The organism is Pseudomonas sp. P4_D7 (genome assembly GCF_056401755.1).
In genome coordinates this window covers 206,051-230,913 of record NZ_JBFUIR010000003.1, presented here as the reverse complement: position 1 = coordinate 230,913, position 24,863 = coordinate 206,051, and the positions used below count along the sequence as shown (strand labels likewise).

The following is a 24,863-nucleotide window of genomic DNA, read 5'->3' as shown; positions in this document are numbered from 1 at the left end:
TGCCATCAAGGGGTTGCCGTTGAACGAACAGACATTGTCCATGCGCCTTGAACGCGTGGCCGCCCACGTGCCGGCCGGTGCGCGACTGGCCGATATCGGCTCGGATCACGGCTATCTGCCGGTGGCGCTGATGCGTCGTGGCTCGATCACTGCGGCAGTGGCTGGTGAGGTTGCGGCGACGCCGTTCCAAGCGGCTGAACGCACCGTGCGCGAGAACGATCTGCAACAGCACATCAGCGTACGCCGGGCCGATGGTTTGGCAGCAATCAAACCTGACGACGGCATCACCGCCGTCAGCGTCTGCGGCATGGGCGGCGAAACCATCCGCGACATCCTCGACAGCGGCAAGGCTCACCTCAGCGGCCAGGAACGTCTGATCCTGCAGCCCAACGGCGGTGAACAACCCCTGCGCCAGTGGCTGATGGAAAACGGCTACCGCATCCTCAGCGAAGAAGTGCTGCGGGAAAACCGCTTCGACTACGAAATCATCGTCGCCGAACGCGCCGAACCGGTGAGCTATTCCGACCAGGAACTGTACTTCGGCCCCTTGCACCTGCAGACCCGCAGCCCCGCATTCCTGACCAAGTGGCAGCACAAACTCCGCCACAAGCAAAAGACCCTGAGCCATCTCGCTCGCGTGCAGCACAATCTGCCTGAGCAAAAGCTGCAGGACATCACCCGACAAGCACGCTGGATCAACGAACTGCTGGCCTGAGCGCCAGCGTTTCGCGCCAGGATCACCTGAGTCCTCACGCCCTCATTTGATACACCACATCACAAATGATGTACCTCAAGCCCCATTTATCAATTCCCGCCTGCCTCTTAAAGTCCTCTCCAACAGCCGCCCATCACTCCGACGGGCCAGCGACTGGAGATACCCCAAATGCCTTTCATCAGCGTACGTATCACCCGTGACGGCGTGACCCGGGAGCAGAAAGCCCAGGTCATCAAGGAAATCACCGAAACGATGCAGCGGGTGCTGCACAAGGATCCGAAACTCACCCACATCGTGATCGAAGAAGTCGACACCGATAACTGGGGTTATGCCGGCATTACCACCACCGAATATCGCCAGCAGTTGGCGGACTCGCAGTCATGAGCCGGGCCGTGAAAATCGATTTCGTCTCGGATGTCGTTTGCCCCTGGTGTGCGTTGGGCGCCACCGCTCTGGAGCAAGCGATCCGCAACCTGGCAGGCGAAGTCGACGTGGATTTGACCTACAAACCGTTCGAACTGAATCCGGACATGTCCGCCGAAGGTGAACACGCCATCGAGCACATGATGCGCAAATACGGACGCAGCGCCGAGCAAGTGGCGGATCGCAACGCGATGATCGTCGAACGCGGCGAGCAGATCGGTTTTCACTTCGACCTGGAAAAACGCAGCCATTTCCACAACACCTTCGACGCCCATCGACTGCTGTTCTGGGCCGCCRCCCAAGGACGTCAGCGTGAGTTGAAGCAGGCCTTGCTCAAGGCCTACTTCACTGACGGCAAGAACCCGAATGACCACGCCACGCTGGTGACGCTGGCAGAAGCAGTCGGACTCGACGGCCCGCGTGCGCAAGCGCTTTTGGCCACCGCTGAGTTCAGCCAGCCAGTACGTGAACTCGAACGGTTTTATCAGCAACGCGGCATCGATTCGGTTCCGGCCATGGTCATCGATAACAAACAGGTCATCCCCGGTTCCCAATCCGTTGCTTATTACGAGCAAGCGCTACGTCAGGCAGCACAGGTTGCGGCTCACGCCTGACCTTCGAAATCCGTTTATTCAAACCATCCAGATTGCATGAGGAAACATCATGAGCACGTCCAAGAAAGTTGTAGTGATTACCGGCGCCTCGCAAGGCATTGGCGCAGGCCTGGTCAAGGGATTCCGTGAGCGCGGCTATCAGGTTGTCGCGACCTCGCGCTCGATCAAGCCTTCCTCTGACCCGGACATTCTCGCCGTCGCCGGTGACATCGCCGACCCGCAGACCGCCGAGCGCGTGATCCGCGAAGCCGTTGCACGTTTCGGACGTATCGACACGTTGGTCAACAACGCCGGGATCTTCGTCGCCAAGCCTTTCACTGAATACAGCCAGGAAGACTACGCACAAGTGGTGGCGACCAACATGAGCGGCTTCTTCCATATCTCGCAACTGGCGATTGCCGAAATGGAGAAAAACGCCAGCGGCCATATTGTCAGCGTCACCACCAGCTTGGTCGACCACGCGATTGACGGCGTGCCGTCGGTGCTCGCTTCGCTGACCAAGGGTGGCATCAACGCGGCAACCAAGTCTCTGGCCATCGAGTACGCCAAGCGCGGCATTCGGGTCAACGCGGTATCGCCCGGCATCATCAAAACGCCGATGCACGGCGAAGAAACTCACGCCGCCCTCGGCAGCCTGCACCCGGTCGGACATATGGGCGAGATCGATGACATCGTGCAAGCGATCCTCTACCTGGACGGCGCGAACTTCGTCACTGGCGAAATCCTCCATGTCGACGGTGGTCAAAGCGCTGGCCATTGATACCTCCCTGCTGCATCGTCGGTGTGTACCGGCGGTGCCGCTTCATGAGATAAGCCTGAAGATGAACCGTCAGTTGATCCTCAGGCTTATCCCATGAAGCGCCACTTTGAAGACTTGCAGTTAGGCAGCATCGAACTCTTTTGCCTCGCCGCTGAAGCCGGCAGTTTCACCGCCGCCGCCCAGCTCGCTGGGGTTACACCGGCCGCCGTGAGTCGGTCGATTCTTCGCTTGGAAAAGCGCTTGGGTTCACGCTTGTTTGCCCGCACTACCCGCAGCATTCGCTTGACCGAGGCCGGTAGAAACTTTTTCCTGCAGTGCAGCCAGGCCCTGACCCAACTGGTCGAAGCGCAACAAGAAGTCATGGGCGCACAGACCTCACCGTCCGGTCAGTTGCGCATCAGCCTTCCCACCACTTACGGCCATCACCGTATCCTTCCGCTGCTGCCGAAATTCCGTGCGCTCTATCCCGACGTCACCGTCGACATCCACTTGGGCAACCGCAATATCGACTTCGTCGGCGAAGGCTACGATCTGGCGATCCGCGTCCGCGCCCAACCGGACTCGACCATGGTCGCGCGCCTGTTGGAGGATGCAAAACTGGTAGTGGTCGCGTCTCCCGACTATCTGAAAAAGGCTGGCACACCGCAGACGCTGGAGGATCTGCTGCAACATGAATGCATTCAGTTCGAACTGCCGAGCAGCGGACGGCGAATATCTTGGCTGTTTCAGGAACACGGGCAGGATCGTGAAGTGTATTCCGACGGCGGCTACTCCTGTTCCGATGATGTGCTCGGTGGCGTGACCTTGGCCAAGCATGGCGCCGGGGTCTTTCAGACCTACAAATTCATTGTCGAAAAAGAACTGGCCGACGGCAGCCTCGTCGAGGTTCTGCAACCTTACGCCGGGCGCTCGCGACCTTACACCTTGCTCTACCCGCACGGCCGGTATGTGCCGCAACGGGTCAGGGCGTTTGTYGATTTTCTGCTGCAGTTTCGTGATGAGTGGGCCGGTTAACGCGGATTAAATCGGCGCAACAAATGACAAAAGCCTGCTTTTCAGGGCAGGCTTTTGTCCGGATCGCGCAGGCTTACTTCTGCTGAGCGGTCAGCGCCGAGTAGCTGTTCATCAGGTTGCGGTAGTTGGGGATGCGCTGCGACAGCAGGTTGCCCAAGCCTTCAATGTCGTTGCGCCAGTCGCGGTGCAGCTCACAGGCTACCGAGAACCAGTTCATCATCTGTGCGCCGGCCTGGGTCATGCGGCTCCACGCGGCTTGCTGCACGGTGGTGTTGAAGGTACCGGAAGCGTCGGTGACCACAAACACATCAAACCCTTCTGCCAGCGCCGACAAGGTCGGGAACGCTACACAGACATCCGTTACCACACCGGCAATGATGATCTGCTTGCGGCCGGTGGCTTTGATCGCCTTGACGAAGTCTTCGTTGTCCCAAGCGTTGATCTGGCCTGGACGAGCGATGTACGGCGCGTCCGGGAACATCTCTTTCAGCTCTGGCACCAGCGGGCCGTTCGGGCCTTGTTCGAAACTGGTGGTGAGGATGGTCGGCAGTTCGAAGAACTTCGCCAGATCGGCCAGGGCCAGCACGTTGTTCTTGAACTCGTTTGGCGAGAAGTCCTGCACCAGAGAAATCAGGCCGGTCTGGTGGTCGACCAGCAGCACAATGGCGTCATCTTTGTTGAGGCGGTTGTAGGTTGGAGTGGTCATGATTTGCTTCCCTTTTGAGTTTTTGAAGTTGTTGTTGCGTTCAAGTTGGGTACAGATTACTGACGCACAGGGACGGGATAAATCGGCTGAAAAGCGTTTATCCGTCAACTCAAAAAGGACAATCTCTAGCGACCACAATCGCGCCACTTCGCCCACGAGCGCGTGCTGTTGAGCAAGAAATTGCGCGCCGCGTGCATCCTGATTTCGAGCACTCGCTCACTAACGGGCATGTGCCGAAGCAGCTGCCCTCACCCTAGCCCTCTCCCTCAGGAGAGGGGACCGATTGGGGGAGATTGGCGATGAACGCCTACGTGCAATAGCGCCGGTGAATCCAATACCGCCAAGCATTGCCGATGCCCGCGTAATCGACGCGACCTTTCAGGTCGATGCATAACGCAAGACACCTCGGTCGGCTCCCTCTCCTTCCGGGAGAGGGCTGGGGTGAGGGGCTGCGGTTGTAGCGTCGAGCTCGGCTTACAAGGTGTAGGAAATCCCCACCTGCACGGTTCTTGGTGCACCTGGATAGGCGTAGACGTTACCAAAGGCGCCCTCTTCATAATCGCGGTCAAACAGGTTTTTCAGGTCAAGGTTGAGCCGCACTTTCTCGTTGACCTTGTAGAAGCCGAGCAGGTCGACAACGGTGTAACTGTCCATCGAGAACGCGGTATTGGCGGTTTGCCCGGCACGCTGATCGACGTACTTGAGTCCGGTGCCCAGGCCCAGGCCTTTTAGCGCACCGTCCTGAAACTCGTAGACGTTGAGCAGACTGAAGCTGTTTTGCGGAATGTTCATCAGGCGCGTGCCAGAGCGGATCACATTGTCCTTGGTCACCTCGGCATCGACGTAGGCGTAGCCGCCGATCACCCGCCATTCGGGTGTCAGGTTGCCGGCGACGTTCAGGTCAAAACCACGGCTGCGCACTTCTCCGGCGGCGACGCTGAAGGTCGAGTCAACCGGGTCAGTGGTCAGCACATTGCGTTTTTCGATCTGGTAGATCGCGGCATCCACGCTCAACTGATGGTCCAGCGCTTCCCACTTGATGCCCATTTCGTAGGACTTGCCTTTCTCCGGTGCGAAGCCTCCGCCCGTACGACTCGCGCCGGTATTGGGCTTGAACGAGCGCGCCGTGTCGGCATAGATCGCCAGGGTCTCGGTCAGGTCGTAGGTCACGCCGAGGCGTGGAGTCACCGCGTTGTCACTGGCCTGCCAGTTTTTGCCGCCCGGCACATAGGTTTCATAGTCGTGCTCGAAACGCTCAAAACGTGCGCCGGCCAAGACCTTCAGACGCTCGGTCAGCGCGACCTGATCCTGCACAAACGCGGCGTAAGTCTTGAGGTTTTCCTTGTCGTGGGTTGGCGTGCGCGTCAGTGCCGGACGCGACTGGCCGTAGACCGGATCGAAGATGTCGATCGGGTAGGCGCCGACCGCGCCGCTGGAGCGCTGAATGATCGACTTGTAGTCATAATCTTCATACTCAATGCCGGTCAGCAAAGTGTGCTGCAGGCCACCGGTGCTGAAATGCCCGGTCAGATTGAGCTGCGTGTCCTTGTCGGTCCACTCCAGTTTGCGATAGTTGAAGTTGCGCCCCAGGGTTCGACCGTCATCGGCAATGCCGTTGGCCTCGATCGCATTGCCCTCAAGCGAACCGTCGAGCCACTGGAAACCACCGCCCAGCGTCCAGTCATCGTTGAGCAGATGTTCGAAGCGCAGTTGCGCCATGTTGTTGTCGTTGTGCAATTTGCCGGCGTCTTTTTCGCCGAAAAACGTGTCACGCGAGGCGGTGCCGATCTGCTTGGCGTAACGCGTCACGCCGCGATCCAGCGGATGATTGTTGCGCATGAAATCACCCTCGAAGATCACCCGGGTGGCATCGCTGGCCTGCCAGGTCAGCACTGGCGTGATGCCGTAGCGCTCAGTCTCGACGTGATCGCGGAAGGTATCGCCGCCCTCACCCACCACGTTCAGTCGATAGGCCAGGCGCCCCTCTTCATCCAGCGGGCCGGAGGCGTCCAGGGTGCCGCGCTTCATGCCTTGATCGTTCAACTGGCTGCCCAACGTGACCGTACGCTCGGCCAACGGCTGCTTGGAAACGACATTGAAGGTGCCGCCCGGATCGCCACGGCCGTAGAGCATGGTTGCCGGCCCGCGCAGCACTTCCAGACGCTCGATGGTGTTGGCGTCGGGCATGTTCGGGTAGCCACGATTGATCGGGAAACCGTTGCGATAGAACTCGCCCGTGGTGAAGCCACGCACAGTGAACGTCGTCAGCCCCTGCCCGCCGAAATTGTTCGCCCGGCCCACACCGCCGGCATAGTCCAGCGCATCTTGCAGACGCGTGGCGCCGAGGTCTTCGACAGCATCCCTGGTCACTACGCTGATCGATTGCGGGGTTTCATGAATCGAGGTGTCGGTACGGGTAGCACTGGCGGAACGTGTGGCGCGGTAACCCTGCACCGGGCCGTCGGCCCGTTCGTAATCCGCTGTACCGACCACGTCGGTCGCCTCCAGCTCTAGCGCTGCGGGTGTTGATTCGGCCTGTTCGGCCCATGAGGAAGGGGACAACGCCTGCAGCACGCAAATTGAAAGCAGAGTACGACGCATGAAATGAAAACCTTACGAATAGGCCAGAACGAAGGGTAAAACCGCCAGCAAAACGCGGCGATGGTATACCAAGCGCTCCGTTATTGAAACTTATTCCCATTCGTATATTTAACCGATCGAGTGCCGACAGGTAGGTCACCCATTGCGTCGCACAAAAATCTTGGTCAAACGTGCAATAGTTGTTTCGTCATCGCCATCGAGGTCTCCAGCGACTGCCCGGTACGCTGCAACTTGTTCAGCAAACTCGCGCCCAACCACAGCTGATACAAGGTTTCCGCCAGATGCCGGGCATCGCCTTTGGGCAGGCTGTCTTCGGCCTGACCCTGTTCGATGCAAAGCGCAATGCGCGCCACCACTTGCTCGGCGCCATCGCGCAAGGTGAGGCGCATCGACTCCGACAGGTCGGCGACTTCGGCACTGAGTTTCACCACCAGACACTCATCGCCGTGGCCTTCGAGGGTGCAGCGGTTCTGCCAGCCCTGCCAGTAATCCATCAGCCGCTCGTACGCGCTCAGTCCTGGCAGCGTCAGGCGCCGCTCCATGTCGGCGAGGTAATCGACGAAGTAATCCGCCAGCAATGCCTGGCCGTACAGTTCTTTGGATTTGAAGTAGTGATAGAACGAACCCTTGGGCACACCGGCGGTTTGCAGGATCTCGTTGAGGCCGACACTGGTGAAGCCCTTTTCGGCCATCATCCGGTGGCCGGTGTCGAGCAAGTGTTGGCGGGTGTCGTCGTAGGTCGGTTTCATGGGGCGCGAATTACCAGGCAATAGACCAGTCGTATTTTCGGAGGAACGGAAGTTTGCCATACCTGTCGATGAAAAACCTTCGGATAAAAAATTACTAGACGACTGGTCTAATTGGAATCTATGCTGCGCCCCGACAAACGTTTTCTGACCGGTGTGGCCGATGCGCGAATGTTTCGCCCAATCGAAGACGCCCAACCTACGCAAGGTGCTCTATGAAAATCTTGATGGTTCTGACTTCCCACGATCAACTCGGCGACACCGGCAAGAAAACCGGCTTCTGGCTGGAAGAGTTCGCCGCGCCCTACTACGCGTTCAAGGACGCCGGCGCCGACGTCACCCTGGTTTCGCCAGCCGGTGGCCAGCCGCCGCTCGACCCGAAAAGCGATGAGCCTGATGCTCAAACCGCCGAGACCGATCGCTTCCGCCAGGATCCGGCCGCACAACAGGCACTGGCCAACACCGGCCGCTTGGCCGACGTCAACGCTGATGACTTTGATGCCGTGTTTTACCCGGGTGGCCATGGCCCGCTGTGGGATCTGGCCGAAGACAAGCAGTCGATCGCGTTGATCGAAGCGTTTGACCGCGCCAACAAACCCCACGGTTTCGTCTGCCATGCGCCTGGCGTATTGCGTCATGTCCTTACCGCTGACGGCAAACCGCTGGTGCAGCATCGCCAGGTCACCGGTTTCACCAACGCCGAAGAAGAAGCAGTCGGCCTGACAAAAGTGGTGCCGTTCCTGATCGAGGACGAATTCCAGCGTCTCGGTGGTTATTACTCGAAAGTCGCTGACTGGCAGGTTCATGTGGTCGCCGACGGGCAACTGGTCACTGGCCAGAATCCGGCCAGTTCCGCCGCCGTCGCCGAGAAACTGCTGAAGATGCTCGGCTAAAACCTCGTACAACCCTTCCAAACGCCGGGTGCGTCTTGCCCGGCGTTATTTTTTCGCCCAACCAATAGACGACTGGTCTAATAAGCCACAAACAAGGTCATCCATGAACCACAGCAGTTTCTTCACCCCCGCCAAACTGGGTCATCACACCCTGAAAAACCGTATCGTCCTGCCGCCCCTCACCCGCCAGCGCAGCACGCAACCGGGCAATATCGCCAACGAGCTGATGGCCGAGTATTACCAACAGCGCGCCGGCGCCGGTCTGCTGGTCACCGAAGGCACACAAATCGAACCTCGTGGCCAGGGTTATGCGTGGACGCCGGGTATTCATACGCCTGAGCAAATCGCCGGATGGCGCGAAGTCACCGACGCCGTGCACGCCGTGGACGGGGTGATTTTCGCCCAGTTGTGGCACGTTGGCCGTGTCTCGCACACCGCGTTGCAGCCCAACGGCGCAGCTCCGGTTTCAGCCTCCGCCGTGGCTACCGACCGCGTCAGCGTGTTTATCGAAACCACGCCCGGTGCCGGTGAACTGGTCACCCCGTCGGCACCTCGCGCACTGAGCACTGATGAAGTTCAGGAGCTGGTTCAGCTGTATATCCAGGCTGCGCGCAACGCGATGGATGCCGGTTTCGACGGCATCGAACTGCATTGCGCCAACGGCTATCTGGTCAACCAGTTCATCTCGGCCCACAGCAATCTGCGCACCGATCAGTACGGCGGCTCGCTGGACAATCGCCTGCGTTTTCTGCGCGAAGTGGTGGCCGGTGTTGCCGAATGCATCGGCAAGGAAAAAGTCGGCGTGCGCTTCGCCCCGCTGTTCACCACCACTGATGAAGCGCGGACCTATTTGGGCATGGTCGAGGAAGACCCGCACACGACTTACATCGAAGCGATCAAAGTGCTGCAGGACGTGGGCATCGCCTATCTGTCGATCGCCGAAGCCGATTGGGACAACGCCCCGGCGATGCCATTGACGTTTCGTCAGGCAGTACGCGCAACCTTCAGCGGCGCGATCATTTACGCCGGGCGCTACACCGCCGAATCCGGGGCGCAACTGCTCGACTCCGGGCTGGCGGATCTGATCGCTTTCGGCCGCCCGTTCATGGCCAACCCCGACCTGCCGGCGCGCATTGCCAATGACTGGCCGTTGAACGCGCTGAACCCGGCGACGGTGTATGGCGGCACCGCCGAGGGCTATGTGGATTACCCCGTTTATCCCGGCTAACCCTTTCCACGCGGCGTCAAGCGCTCCCGCAACAGCGGGAGCGTTCATCCGAGTCAGAGTGCAAGCCCTTGTGGGAGCGAGCCTGCTCGCGAAAGCGGCGTGTCAGTCAGCCAAAATGTTGAATATGACGCCGCCTTCGCGAGCAGGCTCCCTCCCACAGGGGAGATCTGAATATCACGCAATTCACCGCACAAAAACCTATACACAAACTACAATCTGTACAACTATCTGGATTTAGCACTTAAACGTCCACGCGGCAGCCTGCTGCCTTTACGCTGAATTCGTGAAATGAACAAAACCCGTCGGTTGTGCCTGGTGCTGGGTGACCAGTTATCGTTTGATCTGGCGTCATTGGCCGGACTGGATAGCGAACACGACCGTGTGCTGATGGTCGAGGTCATGGAAGAAGCCACCCATGTCGCCCATCACCCGCAGAAGATCGCGCTGATTTTCAGTGCCATGCGTCACTTTGCTCAGGCGCTGGAGAACCAGGGCATCCACGTGCATTACGTGGCCCTCGACGACCCGCAGAACAGCGGCTCGGTGCTCGGCGAGCTGAAGCGCTGGCAGGCTTTGTTGCAGGCCAGCGAGTTGCACGTGACGGAGTGCGGAGACTGGCGCCTGGAGCAATCGCTCAAAGCATGTGGTGTGCCGATCCACTGGCACGCCGACGGCCGCTTCCTGTGCAGCCGCGATGAGTTTCGCGCTTGGGCCGCAGGCAAAAAACAGTTGCGCATGGAATTCTTCTACCGCGAGATGCGCCGCAAAAGTCGCCTGTTGCTCAACGGTGACGGCACGCCGGTCGGCGGCGCGTGGAACTTTGACGCCGAGAATCGCAAAGCTTTGCCGAAAACCGTCAAGGCACCCTACCCGGCCGGTTTTGCCAACGATGCAATCACCGTCGAAGTCCTCGCCTTGGTAAAACACCGTTTCGCCAGTCATTACGGCAGTCTGGAGGACTTCAACTATCCGGTGACGCACGCCGATGCGCAGGCGCTCTGGGCGTACTTTCTCGACTACGCCTTGGCCGGCTTCGGCGACTATCAGGACGCCATGGCCAGCGACGAGCCGTTTCTGTTCCATGCGCGCATCAGCGCGGCGCTGAACATTGGCTTGCTCGACCTGCGCCAGCTCTGCGCTGATGTGGAGTCGGCCTATTGGTCCGGCAGCATCGCGCTGAATGCTGCCGAAGGTTTCATCCGCCAACTGATCGGCTGGCGCGAATATGTCCGTGGCGTTTACTGGCTGCACATGCCCGAGTACGCCGAGGGCAATGCATTCGCCAACCAGCGGCCATTGCCGGAGTTCTACTGGACCGGTGCTACCAAAATGAATTGCATGCGCCAGGCCATCGGCCAAAGCCTCAAACACGCCTACGCCCATCACATCCAGCGCCTGATGGTCACCGGTAATTTCGCCCTGCTCGCCGGCATCGCGCCGAAGCAGATCTGTGAATGGTATCTGGCGATCTACATGGACGCGTTCGATTGGGTCGAACTGCCCAACACCCTCGGCATGGTCATGCACGCCGATGGCGGTTACCTCGGTTCCAAGCCTTATTGCGCCAGCGGCCAGTACATCAACCGGATGTCCGACTACTGTCGCGACTGTGCTTACTCCGTGCGCGAAACCACGGCCGACAACGCCTGCCCGTTCAACGCCCTGTACTGGCATTTCCTGATGCGCCACGCCGACCTTCTACGGAGCAATCAGCGCATGGCCATGATGTACAAAAACCTCGACCGCATGCCGCCAGCCAAACAACAGGCACTGTGGCAACGCGGCCAACAGTTGCTCGACACGCTGGATAACGGCGACTCGTTATGAAAACGCACGCACCCGTGCCCCGCGTGCAACTTAAACAGGGCGCCCCGGGTCAATGGCTCACAAAGCTTACGAAGCAACCTGGGTGTTCGCTTGAAACACGCCTATTTAACGCAGACCAATAATCAAGGCATGAGGGGTGGATATCCTGAAACAGCTTACTCGCGAGGAGCTTGAGTCCGAGGTCACGCGCCTGCGCCTGGCCGTCAAAGCGACCTGCGACGCCGTCTGGGACTGGAATCTGACAACCCATCAGATTGTCTGGAACGACGCGTTGGAACAGGCGTACGGCTATGCCCCCAGCGCCATCGAACCGACGTGTGACTGGCGCTTTGCGCAGATCCACCAGCAGGATCGCGCGCGGGTCGAGACTTCGATTCGGGCGGCGATGGCGGGCACAGGCACCACCTGGAGTGCCGAGTACCGCTTCCGCTGTCAGGACGGATCCTACGCCGAGGTGCTCGACCGCGGGCATCTGATCCGCAATGCCGACGGCAAAGCCGAACGCATGATCGGGGCCATGCTCGACCTGACCCGTTCGCGAAGTGCCGAAACCGCACTGCGCAAGAGTGAAGAGCGCTTCAGTACCATTCTGGAAACCATCGAAGCCGCGTTCGCCATCGTCAAAGTCAAATTCGACGCCGACGACTACCCCATCGATTACTGCTTCGTTGAAGCCAACCCGGCGTTCGAGCGTCAGGCCGGGGTCAACCTGCGGGGCAAGTGGGTCACCGAGTTTGCGCCCAACCTGGAGAAATTCTGGTTCGAGACTTACGGCCATGTGGCCAAGACCGGCGAGCCGGCAAACTTCGAGAACTACGCCAATACCTTCGAACGCTGGTTCGACGTGCGCGCCGTCCGTGTCGGTGACCCGGCCGATCGGCAGATTGCGATCTTCTTCAGCGACGTCACCGAGCGCCGCGACGCGCAGGAACGCTTGCGCGTCAGCGAGGCGATCGCTCGGGAAAACGTCGAACGGGTCCAACTGGCCTTGGCCGCCGGCGCCATTATCGGCACTTGGCACTGGCACTTGCCCACCGATCGTTTCTACGTCGACGAAGCTTTCGCCCGGGTCTTCAACCTTGACCCGGCACTGGGCCGCGACGGTCTGAGCCTGGAGCAAGTGGTAGTCACCGTGCACCCCGATGACCGCGAGGGGCTGACAATGGCAATCAATGACGCCCTTGCCCGCGGTGGCGCCTATTCGCATCAGTACCGAGTGCGCGGTGCGGATGGCAAATACACCTGGATCGAAGCCAACGGACGCGTCGAATGCGCCGAGGACGGCACGCCTTTACGCTTTCCCGGCGTGCTGATCGATGTCGAAGACCGGCGCAATGTCGAAGACGAACGTGACCGGGTCACCGCCGCTTTAAAAGCGCTCAACGACACACTGGAACAACGGGTCTCGGCGCGCACCGCAGAGCTGATGCAGGCCGAAGAGAAGTTGCGCCAATCGCAGAAAATGGAAGCCGTCGGGCAACTCACTGGCGGTCTGGCCCATGACTTCAACAACCTGCTGGCGGGGATCTGTGCCTCTCTGGAGCTGATGGAAAAACGCATCGCCCAAGGTCGTCTGAAGGACATCGACAAATACATGCTGATCGCCCAGGACGCCGCCAAACGCGCGACTGCCCTGACCCATCGCCTGCTGGCGTTCTCCCGCCGGCAGACCCTCGATCCTCGGCCGACTGAAGTCAACGCACTGATTGCCGGCATGACCGAACTGATCCAGCGCACCGTCGGCCCGAGCATTCGCCTGAAGACGGTCGTTGCCGCCGATCTGTGGCCGGCGCTGGTCGACGCCAGCCAACTGGAAAACGCTTTGCTCAACCTGTGCATCAACGCCCGTGATGCGATGCCCGATGGCGGCAGCATTACCGTTGAAACCGCGAATCGAACCTTCGATGCTGAATCGGCGCGCATCAGGGAGATGCCCGAAGGGCAATACCTGTGCCTGTCGGTTGCCGACACCGGTACCGGTATGAGTGCGGAGGTCATGGCCAAGGCGTTCGACCCGTTTTTCACCACCAAACCGCTGGGCCAGGGCACCGGGCTGGGGCTGTCGATGATCTACGGTTTCACCAAGCAATCCGGCGGCCAGGTGCGGGTGCAGTCGACCGTGGGGCAAGGCACCATCATCTGCATTTACCTGCCGCGCTACCGCGGCGAAACGCAGCGCAATCACGATGACACGCACAACTCGGCAACCTTACCGGCAAAGGCCGGTGAAACCATCCTGATTGTCGACGACGAACCCACCGTTCGAACGCTGCTCAAAGACGTGCTGAACGACCTCGGCTACAACCTGCTCGAAGCGGCCGACAGCGTTGAGGGACTGGAAGTATTGCGTTCCAGCGCGCACATCGATTTGCTCATCACCGATGTCGGCTTGCCGGGCGGCATGAACGGCCGGCAGATGGCCGATGCGGGCCGGGAAATCAGGCCGAGGCTGAAGACTTTGTTCATCACCGGGTACGCGGAAAACTCAGTGATCGGCAACGGTCAGCTCGGCCCGGGCATGCAGGTACTGACCAAACCGTTTGCCGTCGACACGCTGGTGTCAAGGGTCGGTGGCCTGCTGTCCATCGACGTTGAGTGAGGGTTGCGCAGCGGATGTCATGAACCTGTTGCGCCCTGCCGTTTTCGCTTGATACAGCGCTTGGTCGGCGCACTCGATCAGAGCGCTCACCGGCTCCAGGTGCGCACCGCGCGCAGCGGCGATGCCGATGCTCAGGCTCACACGAGCCACCGGACTGGTGGGGTGGGCAATGTTGGCTTGCTGCAGGCGCTCGATAATCAGCTGCGCCACCACCGCAGCGCCGCCCATATCGGTGTCGGGCATGATCACGGCGAACTCTTCGCCGCCGTAGCGCGCCACCAGGTCCGACGGTCGCCGCACACACTCATCCAGCACGCTACCGACGGTTTGTAGACAAGCGTCGCCGGCAACATGCCCGAAGGCATCATTGAAGCGCTTGAAATAGTCGATATCGATCATCAGCAAGGCCAGTGACGATCCGTCGCGCTTTGCCCGACGCGCCTCTGTGGCCAGGGTCTGGTCGAAGCAGCGCCGATTCGCCAGCCCGGTCAGCGCATCCTTCATGGCCAACAACTCAAGTTGCCGATTGGAGCCGAGCAACTGCTGCTGAGCGATGCGCAGTTCGCCTTCAACCTGGGTCCGACGGCGGATGTCGAGGATCAAGAACCAGCCGATCAGACCGGTGAGCCCCAACAGCCCCGCCACCACCACCGCCGACAGCAGTGCCTCGGTTCGCCACGCCTTGAGCGCTTCACGCTTGCCGATGGCGACCGTGGTGATCAGTGGCAACTTCTCACTTTTGCGGAAGGCGTAGAGGCGTTCGACGCCATCCAGGCTGGAGGTATAAGACGCGGTGCCGACCGATTGATCGACCAGGTACTTGGCGTAGATCGGCGACTTGGAAAAGTTGCGGCCCATGTCCTGCTCGCGGAAGGGATAGCGCACCAGCAACGTACCGTCGGTATAGGACAAGCCGATGGCGCCGTCCTGGCCGATGTCGAGTTTGCCGAACAGGCGCAGAAAGTTTTCCACGCCCAGGGTCACGGCCACAACCCCGGCGAACTCGCCGCGATCATTATTGAAACGGCGGCTGACGGTGATCACCCACTCCTGATTGGAACGGCTGCGGATCGGTGGCCCGATAAAGGGTTCGCGGCTCGGATCGGCGCGATGATGAATGAAATAGGCTCGATCACTGCTGTTGGCACCGACCGGAATCGGCCGGTTCGACGACATCAGCCAATGGCCATGGCGGTCATAGATGGTGATACCGCTCAGTTGTGGCATCAGCGGTTGCTGGCGGTTGATCAGGGCACTCAGGCGCTGAATCTGCGCGGGGCCACTGCCTTCGGTCTCCAGGCGTTCGACCAGCCCGAGCAACAGCAGCGAACTTTGCCGGACAATGCCTTCGGAATAGGTCTCGAGTGCTTGGGTCAGGTTCAACCCGTGCACGTTGACTTCCTCCAGCGCGCGATCGCGCGAAGACAGCACTTTCCAGATGGTCAGCGACGCCAGGGAGCAGCCGATGACCAGCAGCAAGAGGATGACGAGGTGTGTATCACGCTTCACGAAAGTACCTAATGGAAAGTCCGGTTTCCGGTTCCGGCCGTTACTGATTCAAGGCAATAACAGCGGTCGTATGTCCTCGACCGGCGCAAGGATACAAGTAGCGCGTCGAACGTGCAGCAACCGTATGACGGAACGTCGTTTTCAGCCCCTTGGTGTTGTTTCGCAACGACACGGCAGCGGCCTGCAACTTATATTCACGGGCGCAGGTCATTAGGCTTGCTGAGGTTGAATCCATCCGCAAACCTCGAACATTGAAGACACCGCCGTGGCCGCTGACCTCGATCGCCGCAACAACCTGTCCCTGGACAGCCTGAACTTTTTCCTCGCCGACGTGCGCGACGGCCTCGGCCCCTATCTGGCCATTTACCTGTTGGCGGTGCATCACTGGGAGCCGGCCAGCATTGGTCTGGTGATGACCATCGCCGGGGTCGCTGCGCTGATCACCCAGACACCCGCCGGCGCCTGGGTCGACAACAGCCGGCGCAAACGTGCGTTGATTGCGATCGCCGCGCTGGTGGTGACCGGAAGCTGCCTGGTGCTGCCATTCGTGACGTCGTTCACTTGGGTGGCGCTGACGCAAACCTTGAGCGCAATGGCCGCCTCGATATTCGCCCCGGCCATTTGTGCGATTACCCTGGGCATGACCGGGCCACGGGCGTTCACTCGGCGAACCGGGCGCAACGAAACCTTCAATCATGCCGGCAATGCCTGCGCCGCACTGCTGGCCGGTATATTTGCCTACCTGTTCGGCCCGGTGGCGGTGTTCTATCTGATGGCGGCCATGGCCCTGGCCAGTGTCATTGCCATCGCCTGCGTTTCGCAAGCAGCCATCGACCATGATCTGGCGCGCGGACTGGATCCGGCCGACGCCAGCCACCGCCAGCCTTCCGGTTTGTCGGTGCTGCTGAGCAACCGGCCGCTGTTGCTGTTCGCCATTTGCTGTGCGCTGTTCCACCTCGCCAATGCGGCGATGTTGCCGTTGGTCAGTCAAAAACTCGCGCAAGCCAATTTGCAGATGGCCACCCCGCTGACCTCGGCCTGCATCGTCGCCGCTCAATTGGTGATGGTGCCGGCGGCATTACTGGTCGGGGCGAAAGCCGATCTGTGGGGGCGCAAGCCGCTGCTGCTGGCCGGATTTCTGATCCTGCCCTTGCGCGGCGTGCTCTACACGCTGTCAGACGATGCCTATTGGCTGGTCGCGGTGCAACTGCTCGACGGCGTCGGCGCAGGCCTGTTCGGCGCCTTGTTTCCGATCATGGTCAAAGACCTCACCCAGGGCACCGGTCACTTCAACATCAGCCTCGGTGCACTGACGACAGCCTTCGGACTGGGCGCAGCGCTGAGCAACGGCCTCGCCGGGTTCGTTGTGCAGGAGGCTGGTTACAGCGCGGCGTTTCTGACCCTGGCCGGTATTGCGGCGGTGGCGGTTGTGTTGCTTGGGATCGGGGTGCCGGAAACTCAGCGCAGTGGCGGGCGGGCTGAGACCGGGGTGGTCGAAGCCAGCGCTGAATCCTCAGCGTAATCCATATCCCGTCCCTGCCCTCTCATCGCCGTCAAATCGTGTTTGCGCGGCATTAAAAATCCAGGACTCAGTGGATCAGGCAAGCAATCCAGAGGAATGCACTTCGGCGCCGAGGCGCTGACCGAGAGAATGTTCGTGCACAGGCTCAGACGAATAAACCCTCAATCGCAAGGACATTCCAGTGAAAGGTTTTTGCTTGGCCTTCGGGCTGCTCTTCAGTACTTTTTCAGCCATGGGAGCCGATATGTCGAACGGCGCAGACAACTTCTACACCAGCGATAAAGTGACCGTGGAAAAGGTCACCTTCAAGAACCAGTACGGAATGAAGGTCGCAGGCAATCTGTTCAGCCTGAAGAACCTTGACCCACAGTCAAAAAATGCCGCGATCATCGTCGGCCACCCGATGGGCGCAGTGAAAGAGCAAAGCGCCAATCTCTACGCGACCAAAATGGCGGAACAGGGTTTCGTCACGCTGTCGTTCGACTTGTCCTTCTGGGGCGAAAGCGAGGGCCTGCCACGCCAGTCGGTTGCGCCGGACATTTATGCCGAAGACTTCAGCGCAGCGGTGGACTTTCTCGGCACTCGCCCACTGGTCGATCGCGAGCGTATCGGCGTTATCGGTATTTGCGGCAGCGGCAGCTTCGCCATCAGCGCCGCCAAGATCGACCCACGTTTGAAGGCGATTGCCACCGTCAGCATGTACGACATGGGTGCTGCCAACCGTAACGGTCTCAAACATTCGCTCACGCCAGCGCAACGCCAATCGATCATTGAACAGGCGGCGCAGCAGCGTGACGCGCAGTCCTGGGGCGGCCCGGTCCGCTACACCGGCGGCACACCGCTCAAACTCACTGGCAATGCCGTGGGTGACGAGTTCTACGATTTCTACCGCACCCCGCGTGGCCAGGTCACCCCGGCCGGTGCTTCGCCGCAGACCACCACCATGCCGACGCTGATCAGCAATGTGAAGTTCATGAACTTCTACCCGTTCAATGACATCGAGAGCATCTCCCCGCGCCCGCTGCTGTTCATCGCCGGTGCTCAGGCGCACTCCCGCGAGTTCAGTGAAGACGCGTACCAGCGCGCGGCCGAGCCCAAAGAGCTGCTGATCATTCCAGGGGCCGGCCATGTCGACTTGTACGACCGGGTCAACCTGATTCCCTTCGCCAAATTGACCGAGTTCTTCAGCCATAACCTGAAGTAACGTCATCGCAACGCAGCCAGCGCTTTAAAGTGCAGACACGACAAAGCCTGCTTTTCAGGGCAGGCTTTTCGTTTGCAGCACGTCGGCTTACTTCTGCTGAGCGGTCAGCGCCGAGTAGCTGTTCATCAGGTTGCGGTAGTTCGGGATCCGCTGCGACAGCAAGTTACCCAGCCCTTCAATGTCGTTGCGCCAGTCGCGGTGCAACTCACAGGCCACCGAGAACCAGTTCATCATCTGTGCGCCGGCCTGGGTCATGCGGCTCCACGCGGCTTGTTGCACGGTGGTGTTGAAGGTGCCGGACGCATCAGTCACCACAAACACATCAAACCCTTCCGCCAGCGCCGACAAGGTCGGGAACGCTACGCAGACATCCGTCACCACACCGGCAATGATGATCTGCTTGCGACCGGTGGCTTTGATCGCTTTCACAAAATCTTCGTTGTCCCAGGCGTTAATCTGGCCTGGACGAGCGATGTACGGCGCGTCCGGGAACATCTCTTTCAGCTCTGGTACCAGCGGGCCGTTCGGGCCTTGTTCGAAACTGGTGGTCAGGATAGTCGGCAGTTCGAAGAACTTCGCCAGATCAGCCAGGGCCAGCACATTGTTCTTGAACTCGTTTGGCGAGAAGTCCTGCACCAGGGAAATCAGGCCGGTCTGGTGGTCGACCAGCAGCACGATAGCGTCGTCTTTGTTCAGGCGGTTGTAGGTTGGAGTGGTCATGGTGTGCGTCCCTTTTCAATGTTGGAAGTTGTTGTTGCGTTCAAGTTGTGTACAGGTTACTGACGCATCAAAAAGGGATAAATCGGTTGAAATGGGTTTCACCGTCAACCTGAACAGGACAATTCAATGACGGTATTCTCTTTGTTCCCACGTTGAAGCCAGCAAATTCAGGGTTATTAGCTAATAACACCTTCATTAAACCGTCGCTCAAACGTTGTACTAGGATAGGATCCAAGTCTGCGGTTTTTCGTCGACCAAGGAGATCGTCGACAGGGCTGCAGACGTTTTTGAATTAACGCCTCTCAGGGATGACACGCATATGAATTCACACTTGTTCCCCCACATCGGCAAGGTCATCGCCAGCACCGGCAGCCGGCACTTTCCGCGCATGCTGCATGACCTGATCCTGACGCAACTGGCGGTCGACGCCACGCACATCCGGCAGATGCGTGTCGAACCGGTGAGCCGCGCGTCGAGCCGCAGTGAGCCGGAGCCACTGAAAGAGCCGGCCCTGCTCGCCGAAACGGTGTTTTCCGAACACAGTGCGGCGGCTCACCATTTACAGAATCCGCCGGCCGCGACCAGTGCGGACGCCTCGCAACTGCACCTGACCCGGCGCAAGGACGGCTATCGCTATGTGATTTCGGTGTACCGCAACGGCGAGTCGCAGCGCTTTTCCGCGCAGGAGCGCAGCCTGTTGCAGGACATTTCCCCGGTGCTGCTGCCGATGGTGGAAAAACACATCAACGCCCTGCAACCGGCCACCCCTGATCCACAAATTCCCTCCGAAGCAGCCGAAGGCAGCGGCCTGGAAACCTTGCGCCTGCGCTTTGACGAGCGCCTGGAGCAACTGGGACTGAGCCTGTCGAACCGCGAAACCGAAGTGTGTGTCGGCCTGCTCGCCGGCCGCACGGCGCCGGAACTGGCGGAGCAATTGGCGTTGAAGGTCAACACCGTCGAGAGTTATCTGAAACGCGCGGCGATCAAGTTGGGCATCAGCGGGCGGCATTCGTTGATGCGCTGGATGTATTCGCCGTTGGAGGCGTTGGCGTCGAGTGCGGCTTGATACGCCGGGATTAGCGAAGGCTTGGCTTTTTTGGTGGTGTCAGTGAGATTCCCCCCTCACCCCAGCCCTCTCCCCCCAAGGGGGGCGAGGGGGAAAGGGAGCCGATTTTTGTGGTTTTCAAAACCTGAGTTCGACTCGGTAGTTCACGTCGGTGCATCTTCAGCAAACACCGCGGTCAGTCCCCTCTCCCACTGGGAGAGGGTTAGGGTGAGGGCAATCCTGCGACGTGCTCCAATGCCTGATTCACCGCCAATTCCCCCAACATCACCACTTGCGCAATACCCAGCAAGGTATTGCGATGCGGCCCCTCCAGCATCCCGGCAAAATCAGACAACATGACCGAGGCGGATGCCAGCGATTCACAGGCGTTTGCCAGCAGGGATTCGGTATCAATTTGCGGGTTGACCCGGAACATAACATTGGGCGTATAGGGCGTGGCCATGATGTTGGCCGCAGTCACCGGCGGATCGGGTGTCTTGGACATCGGCTCAAACTCCTTCTGCGCAGCGAGGGAGCAGGCTCCCTCACGCGGCCGTTTCGCAATTAATTGGGCAAGCGCTGATTGTCGAGGACGCGACTCACCACCAATTCACTCAACATGATCACCTGTTGCAGGATCAGCATCTTCTTGCGGTGCGGGCTGTCGATCGAGTCGGCAAGGTCGCGGGCCATGTCACTGGCCGATGACAGCGATTCGTAGGCTTCAACCAGCAGGGTTTCGTCGTCGACGGTGGGGTCGATCAGGTAGATCTTGCCGGTTTTGCGGGTGGGCTTTGAGGTTTTGAGCGCGGACGGATTGAGGTAGAAATTGATCGCCCGTTCTGTGGCCTCTTTGATGTTTTGAGGTTCCAGTGCGGCGTCGTAGGGGATCGGATCGCTGTCCGGAGGGTTCGGCGTAACTTTGAACATATTCATCTAATTCCTGAAATAGGGCCGCGACCGTTCTCTACTAAAAGAAGGGTGGCGGCTGTGCACAGGTTAGTAGACCGGTGGAATTAGCAAGACCGGCGCGCCCGAGGGCGCCCTGCGCACAACCACCATTGAGTGCAGGCAGAGACGCACCTGACTAAATGGAACTCATGCACTTACTAATACCAATCGGGCTACTAAACCCGACCACTGATAGGCAGTGGCAGGGAAACGATAGAGCCCATGGGATAAGCGCACAAGCCGGCGGATTCTGGCGTACGCGTAGGTAACGACGCAAGGTGTTGTAGGCGGTATGACGTAACGGGTCGTGTAATTTAAACGCGCTCACGGCGTGGTGTTTATTGATGGAAAAACTGGATCGTGGTGGTTTCAGGTTTTGCGGTGTGTCAGTTGGATCTACCCCCTCACCCCAGCCCTCTCCCCCAGGGGGGGCGAGGGGGAAAGGGAGCCGATCTTTGTGCTGTTCAAAACCTGAGTTCGACTCGGTATCCCACGTCGGCGTATCTCCAGCAAACACTGCGGTCAGTCCCCTCTCCCTCTGGGAGAGGGTTAGGGTGAGGGCAATCCCGCGACGTGCTCCAATGCCTGATTCACCGGCAATCCCCCCAACATCACGACCTGTGCAATGTCCAGCAGGTTTGATGAGGGGCCGCTTTTAATCCCGCGCCAACGCCTCGATCGGATCAAGCCGCGAAGCATTCCGCGCCGGCACAAAGCCAAACACAATCCCGATCAACGTCGAGCACACCACCGCCGTCAACACCGACGCCAGCGAGAACACCATCTCCCACTCCTTGATAAACACCGAAAACAAATGCCCGATGGCATACGACAGGGAAATGCCGATCGCCCCGCCCAACAGACAAACCATCACCGCCTCCACCAGAAACTGTTGACGAATGTCCGACTGCCGCGCCCCCACTGCCATGCGAATACCGATCTCGCGGGTCCGTTCGGTCACCGACACCAGCATGATGTTCATCACCCCGATACCGCCGACCACCAGAGAAATCACCGCAATCAGCGACAGCAGCAACGCCAGCGAGCGGCTGGTTTTCTGCACGGTCTGCAAGACGCTGTCGAGGTTGTTGGTGAAGAAATCCTTGGTGCCGTGGCGTTGCAGCAGCAGTTGGGTGACGTGCTCTTCCACCACTTTGCTCGGCTGGCCGTCCTTCATGCGCACGCTGATGCTGTCCAGATAACGCTGGCCCAACACCCGCCCGGCCGCCGTTTCGTAGGGCACCCAGACGTTGAGGGTCTTGCCCGAGGCAAACAGGCTTTTATCCTGCGCGGCCACGCCGATCACTGTGCATGGCAGGTTGCCGATCAGGATCACCTGGCCCAACGGGTCGACATCCTGGCCGAACAGGCGCTGCCGGGTGTTGTGATCGATGACCACCACCTGCGCCTGGCGCCGCGCATCGCTTTCGCTGAACGGGATGCCCGCGGCCATTTTGATCCCGCGCACCTTGAAGTACTGATCGCTGACGCCGTTGACCTGCGCATCCAGATCGATATTGCGATAACGCAACAACAGGCTGCGGCCGATCATCGGCGTGGCGCTGTCGACGTAGTACAACTGATTCAGCGCGGTGACGTCGGCCGGCGTCAGGGTTTCAATGGCGGCGGCACGTTTGTCGCCATAACTGCTGCCGGGGTAGACATCGATGGTATTGCTGCCAATCGCGGCGATGTCCTTGAGCACGTAGTTTTTCGCGCCCTCCCCGACCGCCGAAATCGACACCACCGACGTGATGCCAATGACGATGCCGAGCATGGTCAGCAAGGTACGCATGCGGTGCGAGATCAACGCCACCCACGCCATGGCGAACGCCTCTTTGAACAGCCCGAGACTGGCGACCAGGCGACGCGAAGCGGTGGCTTTCGGTGCCACCGGTTCTTCGCTGAGCAGGTGCGTGGTATCGCGTTCGTTGCTGCGGTCGCTGAGGATTTCGCCGTCGCTGACTTCGATGATGCGCTCGGCATTGGCCGCCACTTTCGGGTCGTGAGTGACCAGAATCACCGTGTGCCCCGCCGCGTGCAGCTCCAGCAGGATGCGCATGACCTCCTTGCCGCTGGCCGTGTCGAGGGCGCCGGTCGGTTCGTCGGCGAGGATCACTTCGCCGCCGTTCATCAAGGCGCGGGCGATACTCACGCGCTGTTGCTGACCGCCGGAGAGCTGGCTCGGCCGATGCGTCAAATGGCCTTCCAGACCCAGTCGCGCCAACAACTCACGGGCACGGGCATGGCGTTGAAGCTGTGGCGTACCGGCGTAAATCGCCGGCATCTCGACGTTGTGCATTGCGCTCAAATGCGGCAGCAAGTGGTAACGCTGGAAGATGAAACCAAAGTAGTCGCGACGCAGCTCGGCCAGGGCCTGATTGTCCAGATCGCGGGTTTCCTGGCCGTTGATCCTGTAGCTGCCGGCGGTGGCGTAATCGAGGCAACCGAGAAGGTTCATCAGCGTCGATTTACCGGAACCGGAGGCACCAATGATCGCCACCATTTCCCCGGCATTGATCGTCAGATTGATGTTGTTCAACGCGAGAAACTCGCGGTCGCCAGCGGTGAAACTGCGGGTGATGCCGCTCAGCTGTAGCAGTGGCTCAGTCATGCTCAGGCCCCCGCCACATTGGTCAGCGGATCACCGATCACCACGCGGTCGCCTTCTGCCAGACCGGCGTTGATCTGCACTTTGACGTTGTTGTTGATCCCGGTCTGCACGTTGCGCGACTGCGCGTGGCCCTTGGCGTCGAGTACGCGTACCGGGAAACTGCCGTCGGCATTGCGCGGGCCGAGCGCCGCCACCGGCACGGTCAGCACCGACTTGGCGGTGTCGAGGATAATGCGCACCTGCGCGGTCATCGAGATGCGCAGGCGATGGTCGGGATTGGGCACCTCGAACAACGCGTTGTAAAACACCGCGCTGCTTTGCTTAGGCGTGCCGGCGGGCGGTGTTTCAAGAAAGTTCTGCGGCGCCGGGTCCGTGCCGCGCAGTTTCGCGTAGTAGCGTTTGTCCTCGCCGAGAATGGTGAAATACACCTCTTGCCCCGGGGCGATGTGAATCACGTCGGCTTCGGACACCTGCGCCTTGACCGTCATGGTGTCCAGATCTGCCAGTTTCAGCAGGACCGGCGCCAGTTGGCTGGCAATCACCGTTTGCCCTTCCTGCGTGACCACGCCGACCACGTCGCCATCAATCGGCGCGACAATCCGCGTGTACGCCAGATTGACCTTGGCCGTGTCGATCTGGATATGCGCACTTTTGATCTGCGCATCCAGCGACATCAGGTTGGCCTGCTGCACCTGATAGTCCGACTCGGCGGTTTCAAAATCCTGGCGCGAGATCGACGCGTCGTCCTGCAAGTTCTTGTAGCGCTCGTAAATCGCTTTGGTTTGCCTGAGCTGAGCCTGGGTCGCGCGTTTTTGCGCTTGCAGGTTTTCCTCATCAACCTGGGCCTGACGCAAAGTGTTCTGCAACACCAGCGGATCGATTTCCGCCAGCCACTGCCCTTTCTTCACCTTGTCGCCAACCTTGACCTTGAGCGACTTCAATTGCCCCGACACTTGCGCGCCGACGTCCACTTGTTTGATGCCTTCGAGCAACCCGGTGGCGAGAACCGCGTTTTCAATGTCACTGCGTTCCACCGGCGCGGTCAGGTATTGCGGCGCCTCGGCCGGTGCCTGCACCGTGTAGAAAGCCAATCCCGCTACTGCCACTAACGCTAAACCCATACCGACTTTGCGCAACTTCGACTTTTCCATAAATAACCACAAGTCCGTTCA

The 24,863-nt window shown here is 59.8% G+C and carries 21 protein-coding genes; 12 read left to right on the top strand and 9 right to left on the bottom strand.

The annotated features are described in order from the left end of the window. Positions 1–19: 19 nt before the first annotated feature. The 5 genes from AC1DVF_RS04050 to AC1DVF_RS04030 all read left to right on the top strand — a co-directional run bounded on the left by AC1DVF_RS04050 (position 20) and on the right by AC1DVF_RS04030 (position 3,526). A complete protein-coding gene (locus AC1DVF_RS04050; RefSeq protein WP_302473220.1) occupies positions 20–715 on the top strand; it encodes a tRNA (adenine(22)-N(1))-methyltransferase in 696 nt (231 codons plus the stop codon). A 168-nt stretch (positions 716–883) separates the two neighbouring features. Continuing rightward, positions 884–1,099, top strand: a complete 216-nt coding sequence (locus AC1DVF_RS04045) for a tautomerase family protein (protein WP_016987787.1) — start codon at positions 884–886, stop codon at positions 1,097–1,099. Further along, complete coding sequence (locus AC1DVF_RS04040) at positions 1,096–1,752, top strand: DsbA family oxidoreductase (RefSeq protein WP_477782046.1); 657 nt, start codon at positions 1,096–1,098, stop codon at positions 1,750–1,752. Before AC1DVF_RS04045 ends, AC1DVF_RS04040 begins: the two co-directional genes overlap by 4 nt. Before the next feature lie 49 nt (positions 1,753–1,801). After that, positions 1,802–2,512, top strand: a complete 711-nt coding sequence (locus AC1DVF_RS04035) for an SDR family NAD(P)-dependent oxidoreductase (RefSeq protein WP_320336628.1) — start codon at positions 1,802–1,804, stop codon at positions 2,510–2,512. A 93-nt stretch (positions 2,513–2,605) separates the two neighbouring features. Continuing rightward, entirely contained in the window at positions 2,606–3,526 is a 921-nt protein-coding gene (locus AC1DVF_RS04030; protein ID WP_477782045.1) for a LysR family transcriptional regulator, read from the top strand. 73 nt (positions 3,527–3,599) lie between these two features. Here the strand turns inward: AC1DVF_RS04030 and ycaC (AC1DVF_RS04025) are convergent, their stop codons facing one another. The 3 genes from ycaC (AC1DVF_RS04025) to AC1DVF_RS04015 all read right to left on the bottom strand — a co-directional run bounded on the left by ycaC (AC1DVF_RS04025) (position 3,600) and on the right by AC1DVF_RS04015 (position 7,582). Further along, positions 3,600–4,232 carry an isochorismate family cysteine hydrolase YcaC gene (gene ycaC / locus AC1DVF_RS04025; RefSeq protein ID WP_007916011.1) on the bottom strand — a complete coding sequence of 211 codons (633 nt, stop codon included), beginning with the start codon at positions 4,230–4,232 and terminating at the stop codon, positions 3,600–3,602. A gap of 474 nt (positions 4,233–4,706) precedes the next feature. Continuing rightward, positions 4,707–6,833, bottom strand: coding sequence for a TonB-dependent siderophore receptor (locus AC1DVF_RS04020; RefSeq protein WP_477782044.1), 2,127 nt, complete (start codon positions 6,831–6,833; stop codon positions 4,707–4,709). Between the two features lie 164 nt (positions 6,834–6,997). After that, positions 6,998–7,582 (bottom strand): TetR/AcrR family transcriptional regulator, encoded by a 585-nt coding sequence (locus tag AC1DVF_RS04015; protein ID WP_093430772.1) that lies wholly within the window; start codon positions 7,580–7,582, stop codon positions 6,998–7,000. Positions 7,583–7,794: 212 nt separating this feature from the next. Here AC1DVF_RS04015 and AC1DVF_RS04010 point away from each other — a divergent pair, with 212 nt between their 5' ends. From AC1DVF_RS04010 to AC1DVF_RS03995, 4 genes are all read left to right on the top strand, one after another. Further along, the gene (locus AC1DVF_RS04010) at positions 7,795–8,472 is read left to right on the top strand and encodes a type 1 glutamine amidotransferase domain-containing protein (RefSeq protein WP_116254878.1); all 678 of its coding nucleotides are present in this window, start codon (positions 7,795–7,797) and stop codon (positions 8,470–8,472) included. Positions 8,473–8,575: 103 nt separating this feature from the next. Further along, complete coding sequence (locus tag AC1DVF_RS04005; RefSeq protein ID WP_477782043.1) at positions 8,576–9,700, top strand: alkene reductase; 1,125 nt, start codon at positions 8,576–8,578, stop codon at positions 9,698–9,700. A 288-nt stretch (positions 9,701–9,988) separates the two neighbouring features. Continuing rightward, the gene (locus tag AC1DVF_RS04000) at positions 9,989–11,527 is read left to right on the top strand and encodes a cryptochrome/photolyase family protein (protein ID WP_460129086.1); all 1,539 of its coding nucleotides are present in this window, start codon (positions 9,989–9,991) and stop codon (positions 11,525–11,527) included. 136 nt (positions 11,528–11,663) lie between these two features. After that, the gene (locus AC1DVF_RS03995) at positions 11,664–14,126 is read left to right on the top strand and encodes a PAS domain-containing protein (protein ID WP_460129087.1); all 2,463 of its coding nucleotides are present in this window, start codon (positions 11,664–11,666) and stop codon (positions 14,124–14,126) included. Here AC1DVF_RS03995 and AC1DVF_RS03990 read toward each other — a convergent pair. After that, positions 14,088–15,635 carry a sensor domain-containing diguanylate cyclase gene (locus AC1DVF_RS03990; RefSeq protein ID WP_099756483.1) on the bottom strand — a complete coding sequence of 516 codons (1,548 nt, stop codon included), beginning with the start codon at positions 15,633–15,635 and terminating at the stop codon, positions 14,088–14,090. The genes AC1DVF_RS03995 and AC1DVF_RS03990 overlap by 39 nt on opposite strands. 265 nt (positions 15,636–15,900) lie before the next feature. On the opposite strand from AC1DVF_RS03990, the gene AC1DVF_RS03985 reads away from it, so the two are divergent. Continuing rightward, positions 15,901–17,157, top strand: a complete 1,257-nt coding sequence (locus AC1DVF_RS03985) for an MFS transporter (RefSeq protein WP_477782042.1) — start codon at positions 15,901–15,903, stop codon at positions 17,155–17,157. A gap of 181 nt (positions 17,158–17,338) precedes the next feature. After that, complete coding sequence (locus tag AC1DVF_RS03980) at positions 17,339–18,361, top strand: alpha/beta hydrolase (protein WP_250604624.1); 1,023 nt, start codon at positions 17,339–17,341, stop codon at positions 18,359–18,361. Between the two features lie 87 nt (positions 18,362–18,448). Here the strand turns inward: AC1DVF_RS03980 and ycaC (AC1DVF_RS03975) are convergent, their stop codons facing one another. Continuing rightward, positions 18,449–19,081, bottom strand: a complete 633-nt coding sequence (ycaC, locus tag AC1DVF_RS03975) for an isochorismate family cysteine hydrolase YcaC (RefSeq protein ID WP_007916011.1) — start codon at positions 19,079–19,081, stop codon at positions 18,449–18,451. A 319-nt stretch (positions 19,082–19,400) separates the two neighbouring features. On the opposite strand from ycaC (AC1DVF_RS03975), the gene AC1DVF_RS03970 reads away from it, so the two are divergent. Next, positions 19,401–20,147 (top strand): response regulator transcription factor, encoded by a 747-nt coding sequence (locus AC1DVF_RS03970; protein WP_093430747.1) that lies wholly within the window; start codon positions 19,401–19,403, stop codon positions 20,145–20,147. Positions 20,148–20,349: 202 nt separating this feature from the next. Here AC1DVF_RS03970 and AC1DVF_RS03965 read toward each other — a convergent pair whose 3' ends face one another. From AC1DVF_RS03965 to macA, 4 genes are all read right to left on the bottom strand, one after another. Beyond that, positions 20,350–20,631, bottom strand: a complete 282-nt coding sequence (locus AC1DVF_RS03965; protein ID WP_477782041.1) for a DUF6124 family protein — start codon at positions 20,629–20,631, stop codon at positions 20,350–20,352. A 59-nt stretch (positions 20,632–20,690) separates the two neighbouring features. Further along, entirely contained in the window at positions 20,691–21,056 is a 366-nt protein-coding gene (locus tag AC1DVF_RS03960) for a DUF6124 family protein (protein ID WP_477782112.1), read from the bottom strand. A 676-nt stretch (positions 21,057–21,732) separates the two neighbouring features. Then, a complete protein-coding gene (locus tag AC1DVF_RS03955) occupies positions 21,733–23,691 on the bottom strand; it encodes a MacB family efflux pump subunit (protein WP_477782040.1) in 1,959 nt (652 codons plus the stop codon). Between the two features lie 2 nt (positions 23,692–23,693). Continuing rightward, positions 23,694–24,842: a macrolide transporter subunit MacA gene (gene macA / locus AC1DVF_RS03950; RefSeq protein ID WP_414926479.1), complete on the bottom strand. Its 1,149-nt coding sequence runs from the start codon at positions 24,840–24,842 to the stop codon at positions 23,694–23,696. Positions 24,843–24,863: the final 21 nt, after the last annotated feature.